The 22,373-nt window shown below is 40.8% G+C and carries 15 protein-coding genes and 12 tRNA genes; 22 read left to right on the top strand and 5 right to left on the bottom strand.

Translation table 11 applies throughout. The features are described from left to right. The first annotated feature begins 105 nt into the window (after nt 1–105). The 12 genes from PGP85_RS05840 to PGP85_RS05785 all read left to right on the top strand — a co-directional run bounded on the left by PGP85_RS05840 (nt 106) and on the right by PGP85_RS05785 (nt 1,257). Nucleotides 106–194 (top strand) — tRNA-Ser (locus PGP85_RS05840). 15 nt (nt 195–209) lie between these two features. After that, nucleotides 210–281: transfer RNA gene (locus tag PGP85_RS05835), tRNA-Glu, on the top strand. A gap of 13 nt (nt 282–294) precedes the next feature. Then, a tRNA-Val gene (locus PGP85_RS05830) sits at nt 295–367 on the top strand. Nucleotides 368–370: 3 nt separating this feature from the next. Beyond that, nucleotides 371–446: transfer RNA gene (locus tag PGP85_RS05825), tRNA-Asp, on the top strand. Nucleotides 447–475: 29 nt separating this feature from the next. Next, nucleotides 476–551 (top strand) — tRNA-Phe (locus PGP85_RS05820). 1 nt (nt 552) lies between these two features. Beyond that, nucleotides 553–633: transfer RNA gene (locus tag PGP85_RS05815), tRNA-Tyr, on the top strand. Nucleotides 634–641: 8 nt separating this feature from the next. After that, nucleotides 642–712: transfer RNA gene (locus tag PGP85_RS05810), tRNA-Trp, on the top strand. A gap of 15 nt (nt 713–727) precedes the next feature. After that, nucleotides 728–800 (top strand) — tRNA-His (locus PGP85_RS05805). A gap of 8 nt (nt 801–808) precedes the next feature. Next, nucleotides 809–880 (top strand) — tRNA-Gln (locus PGP85_RS05800). Nucleotides 881–949: 69 nt separating this feature from the next. After that, a tRNA-Cys gene (locus tag PGP85_RS05795) sits at nt 950–1,020 on the top strand. A gap of 24 nt (nt 1,021–1,044) precedes the next feature. Further along, nucleotides 1,045–1,128: transfer RNA gene (locus tag PGP85_RS05790), tRNA-Leu, on the top strand. A gap of 56 nt (nt 1,129–1,184) precedes the next feature. Then, nucleotides 1,185–1,257 (top strand) — tRNA-His (locus PGP85_RS05785). A gap of 379 nt (nt 1,258–1,636) precedes the next feature. On the opposite strand, the gene PGP85_RS05780 is transcribed toward PGP85_RS05785, so the two are convergent. Together PGP85_RS05780 and PGP85_RS05775 are read right to left on the bottom strand one after the other, a co-directional pair. Then, complete coding sequence (locus tag PGP85_RS05780; protein WP_270326491.1) at nt 1,637–2,803, bottom strand: RtcB family protein; 1,167 nt, start codon at nt 2,801–2,803, stop codon at nt 1,637–1,639. A gap of 396 nt (nt 2,804–3,199) precedes the next feature. Continuing rightward, nucleotides 3,200–4,039 (bottom strand): MerR family transcriptional regulator, encoded by an 840-nt coding sequence (locus PGP85_RS05775; RefSeq protein ID WP_090403516.1) that lies wholly within the window; start codon nt 4,037–4,039, stop codon nt 3,200–3,202. A gap of 77 nt (nt 4,040–4,116) precedes the next feature. Between PGP85_RS05775 and PGP85_RS05770 the strand changes: the two genes are divergently transcribed. From PGP85_RS05770 to ilvA, 7 genes are all read left to right on the top strand, one after another. After that, a complete protein-coding gene (locus PGP85_RS05770; protein WP_270326489.1) occupies nt 4,117–5,859 on the top strand; it encodes an ABC transporter ATP-binding protein in 1,743 nt (580 codons plus the stop codon). Further along, nucleotides 5,840–7,642 (top strand): ABC transporter ATP-binding protein, encoded by a 1,803-nt coding sequence (locus PGP85_RS05765; protein WP_270326487.1) that lies wholly within the window; start codon nt 5,840–5,842, stop codon nt 7,640–7,642. The genes PGP85_RS05770 and PGP85_RS05765 overlap by 20 nt, the downstream gene beginning before the upstream one ends. 336 nt (nt 7,643–7,978) lie before the next feature. After that, nucleotides 7,979–9,661, top strand: coding sequence for a dihydroxy-acid dehydratase (gene ilvD, locus PGP85_RS05760; RefSeq protein WP_010738983.1), 1,683 nt, complete (start codon nt 7,979–7,981; stop codon nt 9,659–9,661). Nucleotides 9,662–9,682: 21 nt separating this feature from the next. Then, entirely contained in the window at nt 9,683–11,380 is a 1,698-nt protein-coding gene (gene ilvB / locus PGP85_RS05755) for a biosynthetic-type acetolactate synthase large subunit (RefSeq protein WP_034708562.1), read from the top strand. Continuing rightward, on the top strand, nt 11,381–11,857 hold the full coding sequence (gene ilvN, locus PGP85_RS05750) for an acetolactate synthase small subunit (protein ID WP_270326485.1): 477 nt from the start codon (nt 11,381–11,383) through the stop codon (nt 11,855–11,857). 60 nt (nt 11,858–11,917) lie between these two features. Next, a complete protein-coding gene (gene ilvC / locus PGP85_RS05745; RefSeq protein WP_010738986.1) occupies nt 11,918–12,913 on the top strand; it encodes a ketol-acid reductoisomerase in 996 nt (331 codons plus the stop codon). 13 nt (nt 12,914–12,926) lie between these two features. Further along, nucleotides 12,927–14,183: a threonine ammonia-lyase IlvA gene (gene ilvA, locus PGP85_RS05740; RefSeq protein WP_010738987.1), complete on the top strand. Its 1,257-nt coding sequence runs from the start codon at nt 12,927–12,929 to the stop codon at nt 14,181–14,183. Nucleotides 14,184–14,224: 41 nt separating this feature from the next. Here the strand turns inward: ilvA and PGP85_RS05735 are convergent, their stop codons facing one another. After that, a complete protein-coding gene (locus PGP85_RS05735) occupies nt 14,225–14,479 on the bottom strand; it encodes a hypothetical protein (RefSeq protein ID WP_010738988.1) in 255 nt (84 codons plus the stop codon). Between the two features lie 227 nt (nt 14,480–14,706). On the opposite strand from PGP85_RS05735, the gene tuf reads away from it, so the two are divergent. Continuing rightward, entirely contained in the window at nt 14,707–15,894 is a 1,188-nt protein-coding gene (tuf, locus tag PGP85_RS05730; protein ID WP_010738989.1) for an elongation factor Tu, read from the top strand. 120 nt (nt 15,895–16,014) lie between these two features. Beyond that, nucleotides 16,015–17,058, top strand: a complete 1,044-nt coding sequence (locus PGP85_RS05725) for a glycerol dehydrogenase (RefSeq protein WP_270326481.1) — start codon at nt 16,015–16,017, stop codon at nt 17,056–17,058. A 21-nt stretch (nt 17,059–17,079) separates the two neighbouring features. Here the strand turns inward: PGP85_RS05725 and PGP85_RS05720 are convergent, their stop codons facing one another. Beyond that, on the bottom strand, nt 17,080–17,817 hold the full coding sequence (locus PGP85_RS05720; protein ID WP_034708564.1) for an amino acid ABC transporter ATP-binding protein: 738 nt from the start codon (nt 17,815–17,817) through the stop codon (nt 17,080–17,082). A 12-nt stretch (nt 17,818–17,829) separates the two neighbouring features. Beyond that, the gene (locus PGP85_RS05715; protein ID WP_010738992.1) at nt 17,830–19,995 is read right to left on the bottom strand and encodes an amino acid ABC transporter substrate-binding protein/permease; all 2,166 of its coding nucleotides are present in this window, start codon (nt 19,993–19,995) and stop codon (nt 17,830–17,832) included. A 245-nt stretch (nt 19,996–20,240) separates the two neighbouring features. Here PGP85_RS05715 and uvrB point away from each other — a divergent pair, with 245 nt between their 5' ends. Next, nucleotides 20,241–22,232, top strand: a complete 1,992-nt coding sequence (uvrB, locus tag PGP85_RS05710) for an excinuclease ABC subunit UvrB (protein WP_010738993.1) — start codon at nt 20,241–20,243, stop codon at nt 22,230–22,232. Nucleotides 22,233–22,373: the final 141 nt, after the last annotated feature.

Here is a 22,373-nt window from a genome sequence, read left to right as displayed (position 1 = left end):
GTAGTAGCGCATGACTGTTAATCATGATGTCGTAGGTTCGAGTCCTACTGCCGGAGTTTCTCGAAAGAGAATTAATAGAGTATTGGGCCTTTGTGCTCCTATCTTGGAGAGTTGTCCGAGTGGCCGAAGGAGCATGATTGGAAATCATGTAGGCGGGTATTCCTGTCTCAAGGGTTCGAATCCCTTACTCTCCGTATCAACTTTTTACTGGCCCGTTGGTCAAGCGGTTAAGACACCGCCCTTTCACGGCGGTAACACGGGTTCGAGTCCCGTACGGGTCATTTAATTAAATATGGAGGTTTAGCTCAGCTGGGAGAGCATCTGCCTTACAAGCAGAGGGTCAGCGGTTCGATCCCGTTAACCTCCATTCGGTTCCGTGGTGTAGGGGTTAACATGCCTGCCTGTCACGCAGGAGATCGCGGGTTCAAATCCCGTCGGGACCGCCATTTAATTAAAAACTTTAAACTATATTTATGGCGCGGTAGCTCAGTTGGTAGAGCAACGGATTGAAGCTCCGTGTGTCGGCAGTTCGATTCTGTCCCGCGCCACCATGGAGGAGTAGCGAAGTGGCTAAACGCGACGGACTGTAAATCCGTTCCTTAGGGTTCAGTGGTTCGAATCCACTCTCCTCCATTTGTTTCAGGGGCATAGTTTAAAGGTAGAACAGCGGTCTCCAAAACCGTTAGTGTGGGTTCAATTCCTGCTGCCCCTGTTCTTTATTGATATGGCGATCGTGGCGAAGTGGTTAACGCACCGGATTGTGGCTCCGGCACTCGTGGGTTCGATTCCCATCGTTCGCCCGTTTTGTTGGGGTAGAGCCAAGCGGTAAGGCAAGGGACTTTGACTCCCTCATGCGTTGGTTCGAATCCAGCTACCCCAGTTTTCTTGGAAAAGTATCAAGAAACTTTCTTGAAAAATACTTGTTCTAAGGAGAAAACAATAGTATAATGGCGGTATAGCCAAGTGGTAAGGCAGAGGTCTGCAAAACCTTCATCACCGGTTCAAATCCGGTTACCGCCTTAGTACTAGAATATTTATTGACATGCCGGCGTGGCGGAATTGGCAGACGCGCTGGACTCAAAATCCAGTGCCCTCACGGGCGTGCCGGTTCGACCCCGGCCGCCGGTATTGAACTAAGATGTTATTACATCTTAGTTCTTTCTTTTGAATTGAATAGCACCATGGCGATCGTGGCGAAGTGGTTAACGCACCGGATTGTGGCTCCGGCACTCGTGGGTTCGATTCCCATCGTTCGCCCTAACTGAGACCCAGCATAAATTGTTGGGTCTTTTTTGTTATCTAATAGACTGATTTGGTTGAGAAACTTAGGTGAATTTTTTACATTAAATCATACTTTACGGATCAATCATGGACTAGTTGCCATTTTTATTAATATCTAGTTCATCAGCCATTTCTTTCTGTCTATTAGGGAATACGTGACCATGTCAATTGTAGTTATTATAATGATTCAGACTAACTAATAAGATGTATATTAAACATGAAAAAGGAGGAAAGATATCACAACGTATCCTTCCTCCATTCTAAATCTTGTTATATCAGCTCTTTCTAGACAAACTGTTAGACTTGCTTGTTCTTGCCATCCCTTAAAGTATATATCATCTCTTAGTGCTTCCGACTACCCTTTAAAATTATACAATGGTCGAATGACTTCCTTAACTTCCATTGTTTCATGCAAATTTGTCAGTAATTGTTTCTTAGACTTATATGCTTTAGGTGCTTCATCTAATGTTTTTTTTGAGACAGAAGTCGACCAAACGTGACGCATCATATGCTGATAGTTTTCGAGACTGATTGACGCTCTGGCTTGAGAACGGCTCATCATCCGACCTGCACCGTGAGGGCCAGATTGATTCCACTCATTATTACCTTTTCCGACACCAATGATGGAGCCGTCTTTCATATTTAAAGGAACGATCATTTTCTCGTTTCTTCTCGCAGAAGATGCTCCTTTACGTAGAATCAGGTGTTTCAAATCAATATAATTATGGGGACTATCAAAGCTTTCGACGACATGTTTTTCCCATTTCATCGCTTTTAAGATTGTCAGGGCCATACTTTGACGATTGAAAGCCGCATATTGTTGCGCGATTCTCATATCAGATAAGTAATTGGTTAAATCGTTTTCTGATACATAAGACAATTCATATGGGATATTTAATTCTTCTCTTTGTTGAATAAGGTCTTCTTTTTCAGCAGGATCAATTGCTGATCTTGATCGAAGTTTCAATTCTTGCCGCTGTTGTGCCAACTTCTGATATGCAATCTCCTGATGATATTCCGCAATTTCATTGCCTAATATATGGCTGCCGCTATGAATAACTAAATAAAAACCATCTGATCCCTCATTGACCTCAATAAAGTGATTTCCACCGCCTAGTGTTCCTAAACTCCGCAACGCTCGTCCACGGTGAACAGGAGCCTGAACATTTTCTAAAGGAAATGTATATAAGGGTTTGCTGTGTGAATGATGCCCGCTGGGAATACGATTACGAATTGTTCGATCTAATTTATCAAAGTTTAGTTTGATGCCTTTTCTCAATTTTGTTACATAGAGTCCGCAGCCAATGTCTACGCCGACAAGGTTAGGGACGACTTGATCCTTTATGGTCATTGTTGTACCGATGACACAACTGGAACCGCTGTGGGTATCAGGCATGATTCGGATTTTCGCATCCGTTGCGAACTTCTGATTGCAAAGTGTCGTGATTTGACCAACCGTGCTGTCAGTTATGTTGTCTGTATAGACTGTTGCTGTAGTGTATTTTCCTTTTATTGTTAACATAGTTAATCCTCTCGTAGAGGAATAAACGAATTCCTCTGGTTAATTAGTATTGTTCTCTGATTTCTTTCTTTTTCCACTCATAGGAAACACCTCCGTAGATTTTCTAATTCTGATAAGTGTAATAAATTTATAGTAATGAAATATGCAAAAAAAAAAAACTGCCAATCGTATGATTGACAGTTTGACAAATAGGCTTTATTTACGAAATTAGAGAGACTGGCGAATAAGACGCTCTGTTCGAATAAAACGAATGCAATAAATCAATCAATTGTATTTGGTTGGCTTTTTTGGTCTTAATCATAATGCTCTCTCCTTTCTTTAAATTCTTTTTTAATCTTATCATCACTATTGTCGGTCTGTCAAGGTGATTTGCTTGAAAGGGAGCTAACCTTTCGTTTAATTTCTTTCTTTACGTTTCACCGGGATTAGTACTTCAAAGACTTGATCTTCTGGCTGTTCAGAAGTCGTCTCATCTTGCCAAAGCAATTCCCAGATATCCCCATTCAATTCTAACTGATGCTCTTTCAGATAATTTCTAAAGCGGTTATTAAAGGTATTGATATGATGAATCTCATCTTTCATAAAACCAGAAACATAGTCGCCAGCGGGACGTCTGACTACACGTTGCTGCTGATAGAAATGTAATCGGTCCTCGGGTATCTTGATTAGGGCGCGATAGGGAGCGGCATGGAAGTTCTCTTGATAAAAGGCGGAGCCGTCAACTAGAAAACCAATTGGATAGCCGCTGAATAAATCGCTGCTGTCGACGGAATTATAGAAACGCCCATAGATTTCTACGGAGTCAAAATCATCATAGCTTTCAATCGTATCGGAGATCACAAAAGACTCTGCTTCGCGATAAGAGTGGGTGATCGATTCTAAATCAAAGTTCTTTAGTGTCGTGTATCTTTCGATGTAACTATCTAAAGAGCCGCGAATAATATTCAATTTCTTTATCTGATCATCAACCTTTTGCTTTTGCCGCATAAAACCGTCTAAGACATAATCCACATTTCGATTTTTCAAAAATATATGAATATCTTCTAATGAGACATCAAGATTTTTTAGCAGCAAAATGACATCTAACTCAAAATATTGATCGATCCCGTAATAACGATAGCCATTTTCGCCAACCTTTGCAGGTTTAAACAGATCAATTTGATCATAGTAAATCAAGGTTCGCCGACTAATACCAGCGGATTTTGCCATTTCACTGATTGTTAAATATCTTTTCATAAAAAATCTCCATTTTCTGCTTGACTGTGACGCTACGTTACAGTTTATTCTACCATAGGAGAAGGAGGGAAAAAAAGATGAAATTATTCAAAATCTTTTTCAAGGAATATCAAAAGATGTTCTTCGGCACCTTCATCTTAATGATCGTGCAAGCTGTTGGAACACTGATGATTCCTTACTATGTTGCTGAAATTATTGATGAAGGTATTTTAACTCAAGATCAAGGAGCGATTTGGCGGAATGGTGCCCTCATGCTGGGTATTGCTGTGTTGACTGGGATTGTTTCAATTATTGCCAGCTATTATTCAGCGATCCTGGCGGGACGTTTCGGTTATTTCTTACGGAAACGCTTAGTCGATAAGACACAGCAGTTATCAATGGCGGATATGGATGAATTCGGTACACCGACATTGCTGGCTCGGACAACAAGTGATATTACGAATATTCAACAGATCATGATGATGGTCTTTCAAATGATCATTCCGGCACCATTGATTTGTCTGGCTTCGATCGTTTTAACTGGCGCAATTTCTTGGCGCTTTGTTTGGATTCCAATCACTTCGATCGTGTTGTTCTCAGTTGTTTCCTTAATAGTGATCAAGAAAGCCATTCCGTTAGCAGATGTGATGCAGCAGAGAATGGACAAAATGATGCAGATTCTGAGAGAATTTTATACAGGTGTTCGAGTAATTCGGGCTTTTAACAAGACCGATTTTGAAAAGAAACGGACTGACAAAACCTTTAGTAATTATGCGGATGTCATGATTCGTGTAAATAAACTATTCGCTGTTTTGAATCCGACTGTCAATTTGGTAATGGGATTAGGTATGACGGCTGTCTTGGCTTTTGGAGGTGTAATGGTCCTTCAAGGAAGTGTACCGATCGGGAGCTTGACAGCAATTAGTGAGTACACCATTCTAAGTCTATGGTTCTTAACGATGGCGGCTATGGTAATCGTGATGATACCAAAGGCACTTGCTTCACTAGAACGGGTCGGCGAAGTGCTGGCTGCACAGGAAGAAATTGTTGATGGTCCAAAAGAAACATTTGAATTGAAAGAGAATGCACCTATCGCCATTTTTGATCATGTTGATTTTGCATACAGCGGAGCAGAAGAAGCTGTGCTGTCGGATATTACGTTTAATATACCAAAAGGAGTTACAGCAATCGTTGGCGGTACAGGTTCTGGTAAAAGTACGATTGCTAAAGCACTACTGCGCTTAAGAGATACGACTAAAGGTGAGATTCGTTTCTTAGGGGAATCAATTCAAGACGTTACACAAGAAGCTTTACGAGATCGGATTAGTTATGTACCTCAAAAGGCATTCTTATTCAGCGGGACTGTCAGAGATAATTTCATTTTCGGAAATCCTCAAGCAACCGAGGGGGATATGAAAAAGGCTGCAGAAGTAGCTCAGGCGGATGAATTTATCAATGGGTTAGAAAATCAGTACGACGCATTTGTTGCTCAAAAGGGAAACAATTTTTCCGGTGGGCAAAAGCAGCGGCTAAGTATTGCCCGTGCATTGATCAAACCAGCTGATTTGTATTTCTTTGATGACAGCTTTTCAGCATTGGATTATCAGACGGATGCGAAATTGCGGAAGGCTTTAAAGAGTTATCTGAAGGATGCCGCAATTGTTATCGTTGCGCAACGACTTTCTACTATTAAAGATGCTGATCAGATCATTGTATTAGAAGAAGGAAAAATTGTAGGCATCGGAACGCACGAGACCTTGCTTAAATCATGTAAGGTTTACCAAGAATTTGCTAAATCTCAAGGAATGGAGGGGAAGAAGCATGAGCATCAAGCAAGTTGATGAAAAACAAACGGCAGAAATGCCTAAAGAATTTAAGACTACTGGAATTCGTCTTTTCAAATTATTGACGGAGCAGAAAGTGCGGTTTCTGATTATCATTGTTTCCGCTGTATGCTTCGCTACACTGATGGCGATCACTCCTTTGATTTTAGGCTGGGGCTTGGATGAGATTATCGGATTGATTCAAGCACAGCAAGTTACAATCAAAAATCTATTTGCTGTACTACTTAAGCCAGTACTTTTCCTGTTCTTAGCATGGGGTGGTGTTTCATTATTTTCATTGCTGCAAGAATATACCATGGCCAGTGTTGCTGAAACACTGACTTTACGTTTAAGAAAAGCATTGACGGATAAGTTGAACCGGTTGCCAATGAAATTTTTTGATCAATATAAAACTGGAGATATCCTTACTAGAGCGACATTGGATTTAGACAAAGTCTCAGAAGTCTTGCAGGTCGGTTTGATGCAAATGATCTCAGCGATTTTTTCGATTGTTATCGGACTAGGGCTGATGATCTATTTGAGTCCGCTGTTGACATTGGGAATTGTCGTTATTCTTTTAATAAGTCTCTTTTTGACGAATCATTTAGCACAAAAAAATCAGGAGTATTTTTCGGAAAACCAAGCTGCTTTAGGAGCTGTAGGGACTAAAGCGGAGGAAAACTATTCAGGAAATCTCTTGATCAAAGCCTACAATCGCCAAAAGGAAACAACGGATGAATTGGATAAACTGAACGAGGTACAGTTTCAAGCATTCAAAAAAGCGCAGTTTGTCAGTTTCGCTATCAACCCGTTAATTCGTTTGATCAATCAGCTGGGATTCGTAACGAGTGCCGTTGTTGGCGGGATTATGGTGATCAACGGTCAATTATCCATCGGTCTTGTTCAAGCCTATCTGCAATACGTGAACCAAGTTTCTGAACCAATCACACAGGTTTCTTATGTAATTAATAATTTGCAAAGTGCATTTGCGGCTTTAGAGCGGATATTTGAGATCCTAGATCAAGAAGAAGAGAGGGAAGACGTTTTAAACCTTTCTGTACCAGAAAAACTGAGAGGCGAAGTGACCTTCAAACATGTGGCTTTCGGCTATACTCAGGATCGTCTTTTGATGGAAGATGTCAATTTTAAAGTGAAACCGAAACAAATGGTAGCGATCGTAGGCCCGACTGGTGCGGGTAAAACTACAATGATCAACTTATTGATGCGCTTTTACGAATTAACAGGCGGACAAATCGAAGTTGATGGTAAAAATGTCAATCACTTCTCTCGAGCGGCGATTCGTCAAAAATTTGGGATGGTTCTACAGGATACTTGGTTATTCGAAGGAACGGTAGCGGATAATATTGCATATGGCAATCCGGATGCATCGAGGCAGGAAATTGTACAAGCTGCTAAAGATGCCCAATGTCATCATTTTATCCGAACCTTACCAAAAGGGTACGATACGATTATTTCTTCAGATGGCAGTCAAATATCTCAGGGGCAACAACAGCTGCTGACGATTGCCAGAGCGATCTTAGCAAATCCTGAATTGTTGATTTTGGATGAGGCAACCTCCAGCGTGGATACACGAACGGAAGGGATGATTCAACAAGCGATGGATCAATTAACGACTGAACGAACAAGTTTCGTAATCGCACATCGTCTGTCTACTATTAAAAATGCAGATCTGATTCTTGTCATGAAAGATGGTTCGATTATTGAACAAGGAAGCCATCGAAGTTTGATGGAAAAGGGCGATTTTTACGCAAACCTTTATAATAGCCAGTTTGCTGGATAAGCTCGACAATCATTGTCGGGCTTTTTTTATAAGAAAAAACCAAAAATTAGTTCAATGAGAAAATATTCTGAAAATTCATTGACTTTTAATCTTATGAACTGTATAGTATAAAAAAATGATTAAGATATTATTAGAAAAATGAGGAGCCGATTTATATGCGCAAATACAATAATTTCAATCAAATCGTCTTATTAATTATTGAGTACAGGACTTAGAACACGGAGAAAGCTTTTAACCGTTTGTTTGAGTCCTGTTTGCGTTACAAATGGGGTTCTTGCAAGAGCATCCCATTTATTAATGGGATGCTCTTTTTTTGAAGGTAGGGAGATGTAAATAATGAGAAGTGATCAGATTAAAAAAGGAATTGATGCAGCACCCGCTAGAAGCTTGCTGTATGCGACCGGTCAAGTTAAAAATATTCAGGATATGAATAAACCATTTATTGCTATTTGTAATTCCTATATTGACATTGTTCCGGGACATGTTCATTTACGTGAACTTGCTGATGTGGCCAAAGAAGCGATTCGAGAGGCAGGCGGCATTCCTTTTGAATTCAACACAATCGGTGTAGATGATGGAATTGCGATGGGACATATTGGTATGCGTTATTCTTTGCCAAGTCGAGAGTTAATTGCTGATTCAGCGGAGACAGTGATCAATGCCCATTGGTTCGACGGGGTATTTTATATTCCGAACTGTGACAAAATCACACCGGGAATGATCATGGCGGCTGTAAGGACCAATGTACCTTCGATCTTTTGTTCGGGAGGACCCATGAAAGCTGGTATCGATCCAAAGGGTCATCAAACAACTCTTTCTTCCATGTTCGAAGCAGTTGGTTCTTTCAAAGAAGGTCAAATGAGTAAAGAAGATTTTCTATTCATGGAACAAAATGCTTGCCCGACTTGTGGTTCCTGCGCAGGTATGTTTACTGCTAATTCAATGAATTGCTTACTAGAAATTCTTGGTCTGGCTTTACCCGGAAACGGTACGGTCTTAGCGGTCTCTGATGAACGGCGAGAATTGGTTCGTGAATCGGCAAAACATTTGATGGATCTAGTGAAGAAACAAATCAAACCACGAGATATTGTTACAAAAGAGGCGATCGATGACGCTTTTGCTTTGGATATGGCAATGGGTGGTTCAACAAACACCGTCTTGCATACATTGGCGATCGCTAACGAAGCGGAGATTGATTATGATCAAGCGGACATCAATGAGATCGCGAAAAGAGTACCGTATCTCTCTAAAATCGCACCTTCATCTAGTTATTCGATGCATGATGTTCATGAAGCAGGTGGTGTTCCAGCAATCATTAATGAATTAGTTTCGATCGATGGCGCCATTCATTCAGATCGTGTCACTGTTACCGGCAAGACACTGCGAGAAAATGTGGCCTCTGCCAAAATCATGAATGAAGAAGTGATTCATCCGAAAAGTGCACCATACAGTCCAGTAGGCGGCCTTTCGATTTTATACGGAAATATCGCACCTGAAGGTAGTGTTATCAAAGTTGGCGGTGTTGATCCAAGTATCAAAGTCTTCAAAGGCCAAGCAATTTGTTTTGGCTCTCATGATGAAGCTGTTGAAGCAATTGATAACCATACAGTTACCAAAGGTCATGTCGTAGTGATTCGTTACGAAGGACCTAAAGGCGGACCGGGGATGCCTGAGATGTTGGCACCAACTTCCAGCATCGTTGGACGTGGTTTAGGAAAAGACGTTGCTTTGATTACGGACGGACGTTTTTCAGGGGCGACCCGCGGGATCGCTGTTGGTCATGTTTCTCCGGAGGCGGCAGCTGGCGGACCAATCGCGTTGGTTCAAGATGGCGATGAAATTACCATTGATTTGACAAACAGGACGTTGAATGTCGCTGTTTCGGAAGAAGAAATGGCGAAACGAAAAGAGAATTTGGAAAAGTTCCAGCCAAAAGTGAAAAAAGGCTGGTTGGCTCGCTACTCAGCAATGGTAACCTCGGCACATACCGGCGGTGTCATGAAACTACCAGAAGAATAGGAGGAATGGGGGGTGGAAGAAATGAAGCAAAAATTGGACGCTGAACATCAGCAAAATGGCGCAGATCTATTAATCAAGTGTTTGGAAAATCAAGGAGTTGAATTGATTTTTGGCTACCCTGGCGGTTCGGTCTTGCCATTATACGATTCACTCTATGATGAATCTATTCCGAATATTCTCACACGTCATGAACAAGGAGCGGTCCATGCTGCAGAAGGTTATGCGAAAGCGACAGGCAAACCAGGGGTCGTGATCGTTACCAGCGGACCTGGGGCAACAAATGTGGTAACCGGTATTGCCGATGCAATGATTGATTCCGTTCCGTTAGTCGTAATCACTGGTCAAGTAACGACACCGGGAATCGGCAAAGATGCATTTCAAGAGGCGGATATGTTAGGAATCACTGTTCCTATCACCAAAAATAATTATCAGGTCCGAGATATTGAAGAATTGCCGCGGATTGTTAATGAAGCATTCCACATCGCGACGACCGGTAGAAAAGGACCTGTGCTCATTGACCTGCCAAAAGATATCACGACGTTAAAGGCCAATCCTAAAATTGATAATGTTGTTCAGCTGGAAAGTTATCAACCGACAACCACACCATCGATTCTACAAATCGAACGTTTGATGAACTTATTGAAGAAGGCAAAAAAACCAATCGTATTAGTTGGAGGCGGTGTTGTCGCTGCGAATGGCGGGAAAGAATTGCGCCAGTTTGTCGAAAAATACCAATTGCCGACAGTTAGTACTTTGTTAGGTTTGGGATTGCTTCCCTATGACCATCCGAATTTTCTTGGAATGGGCGGGATGCATGGCACCTATGCGGCTAACATGGCAATGATGGAAACAGATCTATTGATCAATATCGGCAGCCGTTTTGATGATCGGTTAGCCTGTTCGCCTGATGCCTTCGCACCGCATGCCAAGGTTGCTCATATTGATGTCGACCCGGTAGAGATCGGTAAAATTATAAAGACGGATGTTCCGATCGTTGGTGATGCAAAAATTGCTTTGGAGCAAATGCTTTCGATTGAAGTCGAAGCTCCTGAGTGTCAAGAATGGCGAGAGCTTTGCGAAGAACGTAAAGCAAAATATCCTTTGAAATATGAACGGGATGAGGAAATTATCAAGCCGCAAGAAGTAGTGGAGATCGTTGGTCGTATTACAGAGGGCAAAGCTTATGTCGTGACAGACGTAGGTCAGCACCAAATGTGGGCGGCGCAATATTATCCGTTTCAATTTCCAAAACAATTGATCACAAGCGGCGGCTTGGGAACAATGGGCTACGGAATTCCCGCTGGAATTGGTGTAAAGTTCGGCAAACCCAATGAATCTGTTGTTGTATTTGTTGGTGATGGCGGTTTCCAAATGACCAATCAAGAACTAGCGATTTTGAATCAAAACAATCTGGATATCAAGTTCGTTTTGATGAACAATCAATCATTAGGAATGGTTCGTCAATGGCAGGAAAAATTCTTCAACGAGCGCCGTTCACAATCTGTTTTTCACGAGCAGCCTGATTTCATGAAGATGGCTGAAGCTTACGGGATCGCTAATAAGAAGATTACAGAGCCGAATAACTTAGAAAAAGAATTAACAGAGGCATTTGCTACGCCAGGTCCAATGTTGATTGAGGTTATGATTTGTAATCGAGAGCACGTATTGCCAATGATCCCGGCCGGAATGCCAAATGATCAAATGTTGGGGGTTGATTAAATGAGACGAATGATTACTGCAATGGTTCACGACCAAGCAGGTGTGCTGAGTCGAATCACCAGTGTCTTGAATCGCCGCCAAGTAAACATGGACAGTGTTTCTGTTGGTCGTACAGAAAAAGACGGCGAGTCACGTATGACGATTATTATTCAGGCAGATACTTTGGCTGAGGTGGAACAAGTTACCAAGCAATTGAATAAGCAAATCGACGTCGTTAAGGTTTCTGATGTGACAGATGAACCCCACCTGGAAAGAGAGCTGGCATTGATAAAAGTTAGCGCGCCAGCGGCCAGCCGCTCAGAGATCAAAGCGATGATTGATCCTTTTCGCGCAGATGTCGTGGATGTTGGATTAAAAACGATTGTGGTACAAGTTGCTGGATCGGCCGAAAAGGTCAACGCATGTATTGATGTGCTACGACCTTATGGCATTAAGCAATTAGCAAGAACCGGTGTGACCGGATTTAGCAGAGGTTAAACGCAAAATTTATTTTTTAATTTTGCTATTAATATAGTTTAAAAAATTGGAGGAAAAATTATGGTTAAAGTTTATTATGATGATGCAGTAGCGAAGGATGCTTTAGAAGGAAAAACAATCGCAGTGGTGGGTTATGGCTCACAAGGTCATGCTCATGCACAAAATCTTAGAGATACAGGTCACCAAGTCGTGATCGGTGTTCGAGAAGGAAAATCCGCTGAGGCTGCTCGCGAAGATGGGTTTGATGTGTTGCCAGTAGCTGAAGCAACTAAGAAAGCCGAAGTAGTCATGATTTTAGCTCCAGACGAAATTCAAGGATCTTTATATGAAAACGAAATTGCGCCAAACTTAAAAGAAGGCGATGCATTAGTCTTTGCTCACGGCTTCAATATTCATTTTGATGTTATCAATCCACCAAAAAATGTGGATGTGTTTTTAGTCGCTCCTAAAGGTCCGGGACATTTAGTTCGTCGTACGTTTACTGAAGGCTTTGCAGTACCAGCTTTATTTGCTGTATATCAAGATGCAACAGGAACTGCTCAAGAATTGGCGCTGTCTTACGCGAAAGGAATTGGCGCTACTCGAGTAGGTGTCTTGGAAACAACCTTTAAAGAAGAAACTGAAACAGATTTATTTGGCGAACAAGCAGTACTTTGCGGCGGCCTGACTAGTATGATCGAAGCTGGCTTTGAAACATTAGTTGAAGCAGGATACCAGCCTGAATTGGCTTACTTCGAAGTTTGTCACGAAATGAAATTGATCGTAGATTTGATTTATGAAGGTGGCTTTGGGAAAATGCGTAATTCTATCTCTAATACAGCTGAGTATGGCGATTACGTTTCTGGACCACGTGTAATCACTGACCAAGCGAAAGCGGGCATGAAGGAAGTCTTAACAGATATCCAAAACGGCAAGTTTGCCAAAGGATTCATTGACGATAATAAGAATGGTTTCCCAGAATTCAATAAGATGCGTGCGGAAAGCGCCGGCCATCAAATTGAAGAAGTGGGTGGCGAGTTACGTAAAATGATGCCATTTGTAAGTCGCAAAGACTAGTGGAGGTGCAGCGATGGAATTAATCAAAGATACCGAGGTTCGCAGTGCTTATCAATTACTGAAAAACTCTGTCAACCATACGCCGTTGCAATATGATCGTTATTTATCTGAAAAATATCAGGCGACCATCTTATTAAAGAGGGAAGACCTGCAAAAGGTTCGTTCATTTAAATTACGTGGAGCTTACTATGCGATTAAGAAACTTCCAGAAGCAGAATTAAAAAAAGGAGTAGTTTGCGCGAGTGCAGGAAATCATGCGCAGGGGGTCGCCTATACTTGTCACGAATTACGGACCAAGGCAGCGATCTTCATGCCTACTACAACACCACAACAAAAAGTTTCTCAAGTAAATTTCTTTGGCGGTGAGTTTGCAGATATTCATTTAACTGGCGATACCTTTGATGCTTCTGCCGCTGCTGCAAGGAAATATTGCGAAGAAAACGACATGACTTTTATCGACCCGTTTAATGATAGAGACATCATTGCTGGACAAGGGACGTTGGCCTTAGAAATGATGACAGATGCTGAAAGTGAAGGCTATAAGCCAGATTACGTTATTACAGCGATCGGCGGCGGTGGATTAATCAGTGGGGTATCATCCTATGTAAAAAATACTTCACCAACAACAAAAGTGATTGGAGTAGAGCCAAAGGGTGCTGCTTCAATGCAGGCGGCTTTTGAAGAAGAGCAGCCAGTCAAACTAACTGAGATCGACAAATTTGTTGATGGCGCTGCGGTCCAGCGTGTCGGTGAGATTACTTATTCTCATAGTAAGGAATATGTAGATGAGTTAATGTCTGTGGATGAAGGGTTGATTTGTTCGACGATTCTCGATCTTTATGGTAAACAAGCAATCGTCGTTGAGCCAGCAGGTGCAATGAGTGTTGCCGCTTTGGATCTGATGAAAGAAAAGATCAAAGGGAAAACGGTGATTTGTGTTATCAGCGGAGGAAACAACGATATTAATCGGATGGCCGAGATCGAAGAACGTTCACTGATTTATGAAGGATTGAAACATTACTTTGTCGTGAATTTCCCACAACGTCCCGGTGCTCTGAAAGAATTTGTATCCGAAGTTCTAGGTGAAGGCGATGATATTACACGCTTTGAGTACACAAAAAAAGGAAATCGTGGAACGGGTCCTGTGGTGATCGGGGTATTATTGAAGAAGCCTGAAACACTAGCAGATTTATTGAAACGGTTGAAAGAGTTCGATTCCACGTACATCGAATTGAGCCAAAACAAAACCTTATACAATTTATTGGTTTAAAAAAAGTGCCCGACAGCAGATTTTGTCGGGCACTTTTTTGATTAATAGGGAATCACAACAATCCAATCGGGATATTTTTCAACTTTCAGTTCTTTCAGCTTCAAATCAGGGTGCGCGATGATAATTGAAGGGCTGTCGTAATTATTTTGGAAGTACTCTTTAATTTGAGCATCGGTCCATTGACGTGCAGGAAAATGATGAAAAGTTTTTCCATTATACATAAATACGAATCCAATACTCCAAGCTTGGCGCAGTTCCCGAGGAAATTCTTGCAGCTTTTCTTCGAATGCAATCATCGTATCAACTCCTTAAGTAAAATTCCATTTTTTACATTATGAAGTAAATTCATTTAATCGTCCAGTAAGTAAGAGACAAATTATTTGGAGTTTGACCAATTCTGATGTATTATGATCTCGGATAGTTACTTACAAAAAGTAAAAGTGTAAATCTTTTTCATTTAGTTCAAAATGTTTTACACTGTATCCGTAGGAAATTTTTACACTTTTTAGGAGGTTTGTTTATTATGGCAAAAGAACATTATGATAGAAGTAAACCACACGTTAATATTGGTACCATCGGTCACGTCGATCACGGTAAAACAACATTAACGGCAGCAATCACAACGGTATTAGGTAAGAAAGGTCTAGCAAACCCTCAAGACTACGCTAGTATCGATGCTGCACCCGAAGAACGTGAGCGCGGAATCACTATCAATACCGCCCATGTTGAATATGAAACTGAAAAACGTCACTATGCCCATATCGATGCTCCAGGACACGCGGATTATGTAAAAAACATGATCACCGGTGCTGCTCAAATGGACGGTGCGATCTTAGTAGTATCAGCTACTGATGGTCCAATGCCTCAAACTCGTGAACACATTTTGTTATCACGTCAAGTTGGTGTTAAGCACTTGATCGTTTTCTTGAACAAAGTAGATTTAGTTGATGACGAAGAATTGATCGACTTAGTTGAAATGGAAGTACGTGAATTACTTTCTGAATATGGTTTCCCAGGTGATGATATTCCAGTGCTTAAAGGTTCTGCTTTGAAAGCATTAGAAGGCGATCCTGAACAAGAACAAGTTATTCTTGATTTGATGGATACCGTTGATGAATATATCCCGACGCCTGAACGTGACAATGACAAACCATTCTTGTTACCAGTTGAGGATGTTTTCTCTATCACAGGACGTGGAACTGTAGCTTCTGGTCGTATCGACCGTGGGGAAGTTAAAGTCGGCGATGAAATTGAAATCATCGGGATCAAACCTGAAGTTCAAAAAGCAATCGTTACTGGACTTGAAATGTTCCGTAAAACATTGGATTATGGTGAAGCTGGCGATAACGTTGGGGTTCTATTACGTGGGATTACACGTGATGAAATCGAACGTGGCCAAGTATTAGCTAAACCAGGTTCAATCACACCACATACTAAGTTCAAAGCCGAAGTATATGTGTTGACGAAAGAAGAAGGTGGACGTCATACTCCATTCTTTAACAACTATCGTCCACAATTCTACTTCCGCACAACTGACGTAACCGGAAATATCTTGTTGCCAGAAGGTACTGAAATGGTAATGCCTGGTGATAACGTAACAATTGACGTTGAATTAATCCATCCAATCGCAGTAGAAAAAGGAACAACTTTCTCTATTCGTGAAGGCGGACGTACCGTTGGTTCAGGTATTGTTACTGAAATCGAAGTTTAATTAGATCATGAAGCATGTAGCATTTGAGCTACATGCTTTTTTTGTTGTATAGAAAAAAGCTGTCTTGCAACTCTTTTATTTGCTTGCTATGATAATTTAAAATGATTAGAAGGAGCAGGTATGGAAAAAGTGTTTGTTAGCCCAATGACTTATCGTCAAGGAGAAGATATTTTGTGGAACCATCTAGATGACATTCTGGCTTTTGGTAAAAAAGGGTTATTAGTGACTGATGGCTTTGTTTATCAAATGGTCGGAGAAAAGCTGCTGAAAAAATTGATTAATCAGGGCGGAAAAATTTCTTCTTGGTTGGTCGAAGAGGAAAGAGTCCAAGATGAGTTTGACTATGTGATTGCCCTAGGCGGCGGCCGGGCGATTGACTTAGGCAAATCATTGGCCTTTGAGTCGAATCGCTGTTGTGTAGTTGTTCCTACATCCGCCTCAACAGATGCTCCGACTTCACGGATTTCAGTGGAATATCGTGACGGTTATTTTAAAAAGTATGCTTATTACGCTAAAAGTCCAGATCTCGTTTTAGTTGATACCGCGATTTTGGTCAATAGTCCGGCTCATTTTTTGGCTTCAGGAATCGCTGATGGATTGGCGACTTCGATTGAAGCAAGAACGGTACGTGAAAATTTAGGTGTGAACACACTGGGGGCAATGCCAACATTGGCTTCAGCAGCGATTGCAGAAAAATGTCGTGAGGTTTTATTTGAATATTCAGAAGCAGCAGTAGAAGCAAATAAGAAACAAGAGATCACACCAGCGTTCGAAGCAGTCGTTGAAGCGAATACTTTATTAAGCGGGATTGGGTTTGAGTCTGGCGGGTTAAGTATCGCGCATGCATTACATAATGCGATGGTTAGTTTGTGGGGAAGCGAAATAAAAGGAAGCCACGGTCAAATTATTGCTCTGACAACCTTGCAACACTTACAAATTGAAGACCGCAAAGAAGAGTTAGACGAGTATCAAAAATTATTTAAAAAATTGAACTTACCAGTTTCCTATGAGGAGCTATCGATTTTTCCTTCAGCTGAAGAATTGAGAAAGGTTACTGAACTTGCTTTTTCCCCAGAGGATGGGATCATTCGCAGTCAATCACCAGCGACTAAAGAACAAGTGTACCAAACCTTGTTAACATTTAGAAAAACCCGTGAAATCTAAAATGATTTCACGGGTTTTGTGTTAGATATTCAATACTTTATTCAAGAAGTCTTGTGTTCTAGGATTGTGAGGGTTATTGAAGACTTGCTCTGGTGTACCATCTTCTAAAATTTTACCGCCATCGGTAAAAATGACACGGTCAGCAACTTCCTTCGCGAAGCCCATTTCATGAGTAACGATTACCATGGTCATCCCTTGTAAAGCCAAATCCTTCATAACTTTCAGCACATCGCCAACCATTTCTGGATCGAGTGCGGAGGTTGGTTCATCGAACAGCATGATATCGGGGTTCATTGCAAGAGCTCGAGCGATTGCTACACGTTGTTTTTGACCACCTGATAGGCTATCAGGATAGTCATCCTTCTTTTCGGCTAAGCCGACTTGGGTCAGCAACTCAACACCGCGCTTACCAGCAGATTCTTTTGATTCACCTTTCAAATCAAGTGGTGCTAGTGTGATATTTTCTAAAACGGTTAGGTGAGGGAACAAATTGAAATGTTGAAACACCATCCCGATATGTTGACGCACTAGGTTGATATCTGTATGTTTATCAGTCAAATCTTGTCCATCAATGATAATTTCACCGGAAGTCGGTTCTTCCAAATGATTCATACAACGAAGAAAGGTACTTTTACCTGAACCAGATGGTCCGATGATACAAACCACTTCACCTTCGCTAATACTAATATTCAAATCATTCAAGACAGTGTTATCACCAAATTTTTTCACTAAATGATTTACGACAATTTTTTTATCCATCTTATTTTCCATCTATTTCACCTTCTTATCTAAACGGTTTGCTAACTTAGTCAAGATCGTGATCAAGATCAAGTACATGATCGCGATGATCAAGTAAACGTAAGAACTTTGGGTCGTCCGCGCCACAATAATTTTTCCTGTTTGCAGCAATTCTACGACACCGATCGCAGAAATAATCGTCGTATCTTTCAAACTAATAACAAATTGGTTGATGAAAGAAGGGATCATGATCTTCACGGCCTGCGGCAAAATAATTTTTTGCATCGTCCGATTATAGGACATACCTAAGCTTCGAGACGCTTCCATTTGTCCAACTGGAACGGCGTTGATACCACCACGAACAATTTCAGCGATATAAGCACTGGCATTTAAAGTCAATGTAATAATCCCGGCTGCAAAATCAGGAATCTTGATACCGGTAATACCTGGCAGGCCAAAGAAAATAAAGAAGGCCAATACCATCATTGGAATACCGCGAATAATATCGATATAGATCCCAGCAAGGGTACGCAATCCACGAACTGGAGAAACACGGAACAATCCAAAGATGACACCTAGAACCAAGGCTAAAGCAAATGAAACTAAAGCTAATACGATCGTTTTCCATAAACCATCTAACAATGATTTATAATTGTTTTTTAGCAATCCGGTAATCGTTGATTCGTCCACAGCATCTTTTTTCTTTTCGGTGCTTCCAGAACCAATGTATTGGTTGACAATCTTATCGTACTCTCCTGTACGTTTCAATTCTTTCAAACCTTCTGTGAACATTTCTCGCAGTTCAGCATTTTGCCCCTTTTTAACAGCGAAACCATACTCACCACCAACTTCACGTTTAATTGGTGTTTTCAAATCTTGTCCTTGTTTCACGGCATAGCCGATAACAGGGTAATCATCCATCATTGCATCAATTGATCCAACTTTCAATGCGTCATATAATTGATCAGCAGCATCGAAGCTTTTGACCGTATAACCGTATTCCTTTTTATGAGCTTCTAAGAAATCAGCACTTTCCGTTCCGACTTTTGCGCCGACTGTTTTGTCTTTCAAATCTTTGTAGGATTTGATGTCTTTGTTATCTTTGGCAACCGCTAATTGAATGCCGCTTTGGAAGTAGGGATCGGAAAAATCATAATTTGCTTTTCGTTCATCCGTGATCGTCATTCCTGCGATCATTCCATCTGCTTGTCCAGATTCTAGTGCTTGCATGGCAGAAGAGAAGCCGATGAATTTGAAATCAATTTTGAATCCTTGCAATTCAGCAATTCGTTTCAGCAAGTCAACGTCGATTCCTTTGTATTCACCATCGCTGTCTTTGTATTCAAATGGAGCAAAAGCAGAATCACTGGAAACTACATAGACATCTTTTTTGGGTTCAATTTTTTTCATTTCGCTTGCAGTCGATGAGTTGCCAGAACCAGTAGAAATGTATTCACTGACGATTTTATCATAGCTGCCGTTCTTCTTTAAATCCTTCAGACCTTGATTAAACTTCTGTAACAGCTCCTTATTTTCGCCCTTTTTAACAGCGAAGCCATAAGAACTGCCTTTTTCTGGATCGCCCACCAACTTAAATGGTTGACCGTTCGTTACAGCATAACCAAGTACGGGATAATCATCAAAAATTGCTTCAACATTGCCGTTGGTCAATGCATTGTACATCGCATCAGCAGCTTCATACTGTTTGATATCATAGCCGTATTTATCTTTATTTTTTTCTAAAAAAGTGGCACTTTCGGTCCCGATCTTTGCTGCGACCGTTTTACCCTTCAAATCTTTGTAATCCTTGATATCTTTATTATCATTTTTGACAGCCATTTGAATCCCACTATCAAAATAGGGATCGGAAAAATCAAATGTTTTTTTCCGTTCATCGGTGATACTCATCCCGGCGATCATACCATCAAGTTGATCTGATTGTACCCCTTGAATAGAACTGTCGAAACCTAGTGGACGAAGATCAACTTTGAAATCTTGATCTTTCGCGATCTGTTTGATTAGATCTACATCAATTCCTATGTATTCACCATCAGAATTTTGAAACTCAAAGGGAGCGAAGGTCAAATCCGTTCCGATTTTATATGTCTTTTCCGCGGCGTTGGTCTTAGTGGCGAAGCCAAGTGTGAAAATACTTGCCATTAAGAATATAACGAATGGGATAAATTTGGTTTTTCTCATAATAATCCTCCTAATTACTTATCATTTGTTTATTATATGTTAGTTTAAGGATAAAATACAAGTAGCTCATTGTGAGATAGAAAAAAATTTGAAAACTCGTAACATGATATGTAAGAAAATATCACATCAACATTTTAACGCTTTATTATATAGTAGGAATAAAAAATGGCGAAAATATGTTCGGTATGCTATAATTTTGAAATGGAAAATCTTTGTTCATTTAATTTAAAAAGGGGGATTTTTGTATGATTGAAAGAGCAACGGATAATACGTTTGACCTTCATTCAAAATATCAGCCTGCTGGCGATCAGCCTGAGGCCATTTCAGAATTAGCCGAGGGTGTCGTCAATGGAAAAAAGGCACAAATACTTTTAGGAGCTACCGGTACAGGGAAAACCTATACAATCTCCAATGTCATTAAGGATGTTAATAAACCAACCTTGATTATTGCCCATAACAAGACGTTAGCGGGACAATTGTATGGAGAATTTAAAGAGTTTTTTCCTAACAACGCGGTGGAGTATTTTGTCAGTTATTATGATTATTATCAACCGGAAGCTTATGTTCCTTCGAGTGATACATATATTGAAAAGGATTCAAGTATCAATGATGAGATAGATAAATTACGACATTCGGCAACTAGTTCGTTATTAGAAAGAAATGATGTCATTGTGGTGGCCTCAGTTTCTTGTATTTTTGGGTTAGGCTCACCAAAAGAATATATGGAGCAAGTCGTGTCATTACGCGTCGGAATGGAAATGGATCGGAATCAATTATTACGGAATCTGATTGACATCCAGTTTGAACGAAATGACATCGATTTTCAACGTGGTCGTTTTCGTGTTCGTGGTGATGTAGTAGAAATCTTCCCGGCTTCACGAGACGAACGAGCGTTACGTGTGGAGTTCTTTGGAGATGAAATTGAACGAATTCGAGAAGTGGATGCTTTGACAGGAGAGATTACCGGAGAGACGGAGCACGTAGCAATCTTCCCGGCAACCCACTTCTTGACTAATGAGGATCACATGGAAGTGGCCATCAGCAATATCCAGAAGGAGCTAGCAGATCGTTTAGAAATACTACGAAATGAGAACAAGTTACTGGAGGCACAGCGTTTGGAGCAACGAACCAATTATGATATTGAAATGCTGCGGGAGATGGGTTATACGTCTGGTATCGAAAACTATTCACGTCATATGGATGGCCGTAAAGAAGGCGAGCCGCCATACACGCTGATCGATTTCTTTCCAGATGACTTTTTAATGGTTATTGATGAATCACACGTAACAATGCCCCAAGTACGCGGTATGTATAATGGAGACAGAGCTCGGAAGCAAATGCTAGTTGATTATGGATTCCGGTTGCCATCAGCGTTAGACAACCGGCCATTAAAGTTAGAAGAGTTTGAAGAGCGTGTCAATCAAATCGTATACGTATCTGCAACTCCTGGTCCATATGAACATGAAAAAACGGATACTGTAGTAGAGCAGATCATTCGTCCGACAGGTCTATTAGATCCGGTCATTGACGTTCGTCCGATCATGGGACAAATTGATGATCTCGTTGGAGAAATCAATGAACGAGCTGAACGCAACGAAAGGGTTTTTGTCACAACCTTAACGAAAAAAATGTCGGAAGACTTAACAGATTACTTCAAAGAATTAGGAATTAAAGTTAAGTATTTACACAGTGATATCAAGACGCTTGAACGTACAGAAATCATACGCGATCTACGTTTAGGAAAATTTGATGTACTTGTAGGAATCAATTTGTTGCGAGAAGGAATTGATGTACCAGAAGTTTCACTAGTTGCGATCTTGGATGCGGATAAGGAAGGTTTCTTACGAAGTGAGCGTTCGCTTGTACAAACAATTGGTCGGGCTGCGCGAAATTCTGAGGGTAAAGTTATCATGTACGCTGATAAGATTACAGATTCAATGCAGCGAGCGATGGATGAGACGACTCGGCGTCGGAAAATTCAGCAACAATACAATATTGATCATAATATCGAACCAAAAACAATCATTAAAGAGATTCGTGATTTGATCTCGATCAGCAAGGTTGCTGAGGATGCCGAGACGTACGATACAACTTCTTATGATGAATTATCTAAAGAAGAACGTAAAGAGCTTATCGCTAAAATGGAAGAAAAAATGCGTGAAGCTGCTAAAACGCTTGATTTTGAGACTGCGGCAACTTTACGTGATACGATTTTGGAATTAAAAGCAGCAGAATAATTTATAAAACGAAGAAATTGTCATGAATTCTATTTGTATCGGTTACCTATCTGCATATTAAATAGATAGGTAGTTGATACTATAGAATTTTATGGGCGATTTTTGTACAGAAATTATAGTCGAATGATAGAAGATCAGTGA

Source organism: Enterococcus malodoratus, assembly GCF_027659535.1.
GTDB classification, from domain to species: domain Bacteria; phylum Bacillota; class Bacilli; order Lactobacillales; family Enterococcaceae; genus Enterococcus_A; species Enterococcus_A malodoratus.
Note: the sequence above shows the minus strand (reverse complement) of the source record. Positions and strands in the feature narration are given on the sequence as shown.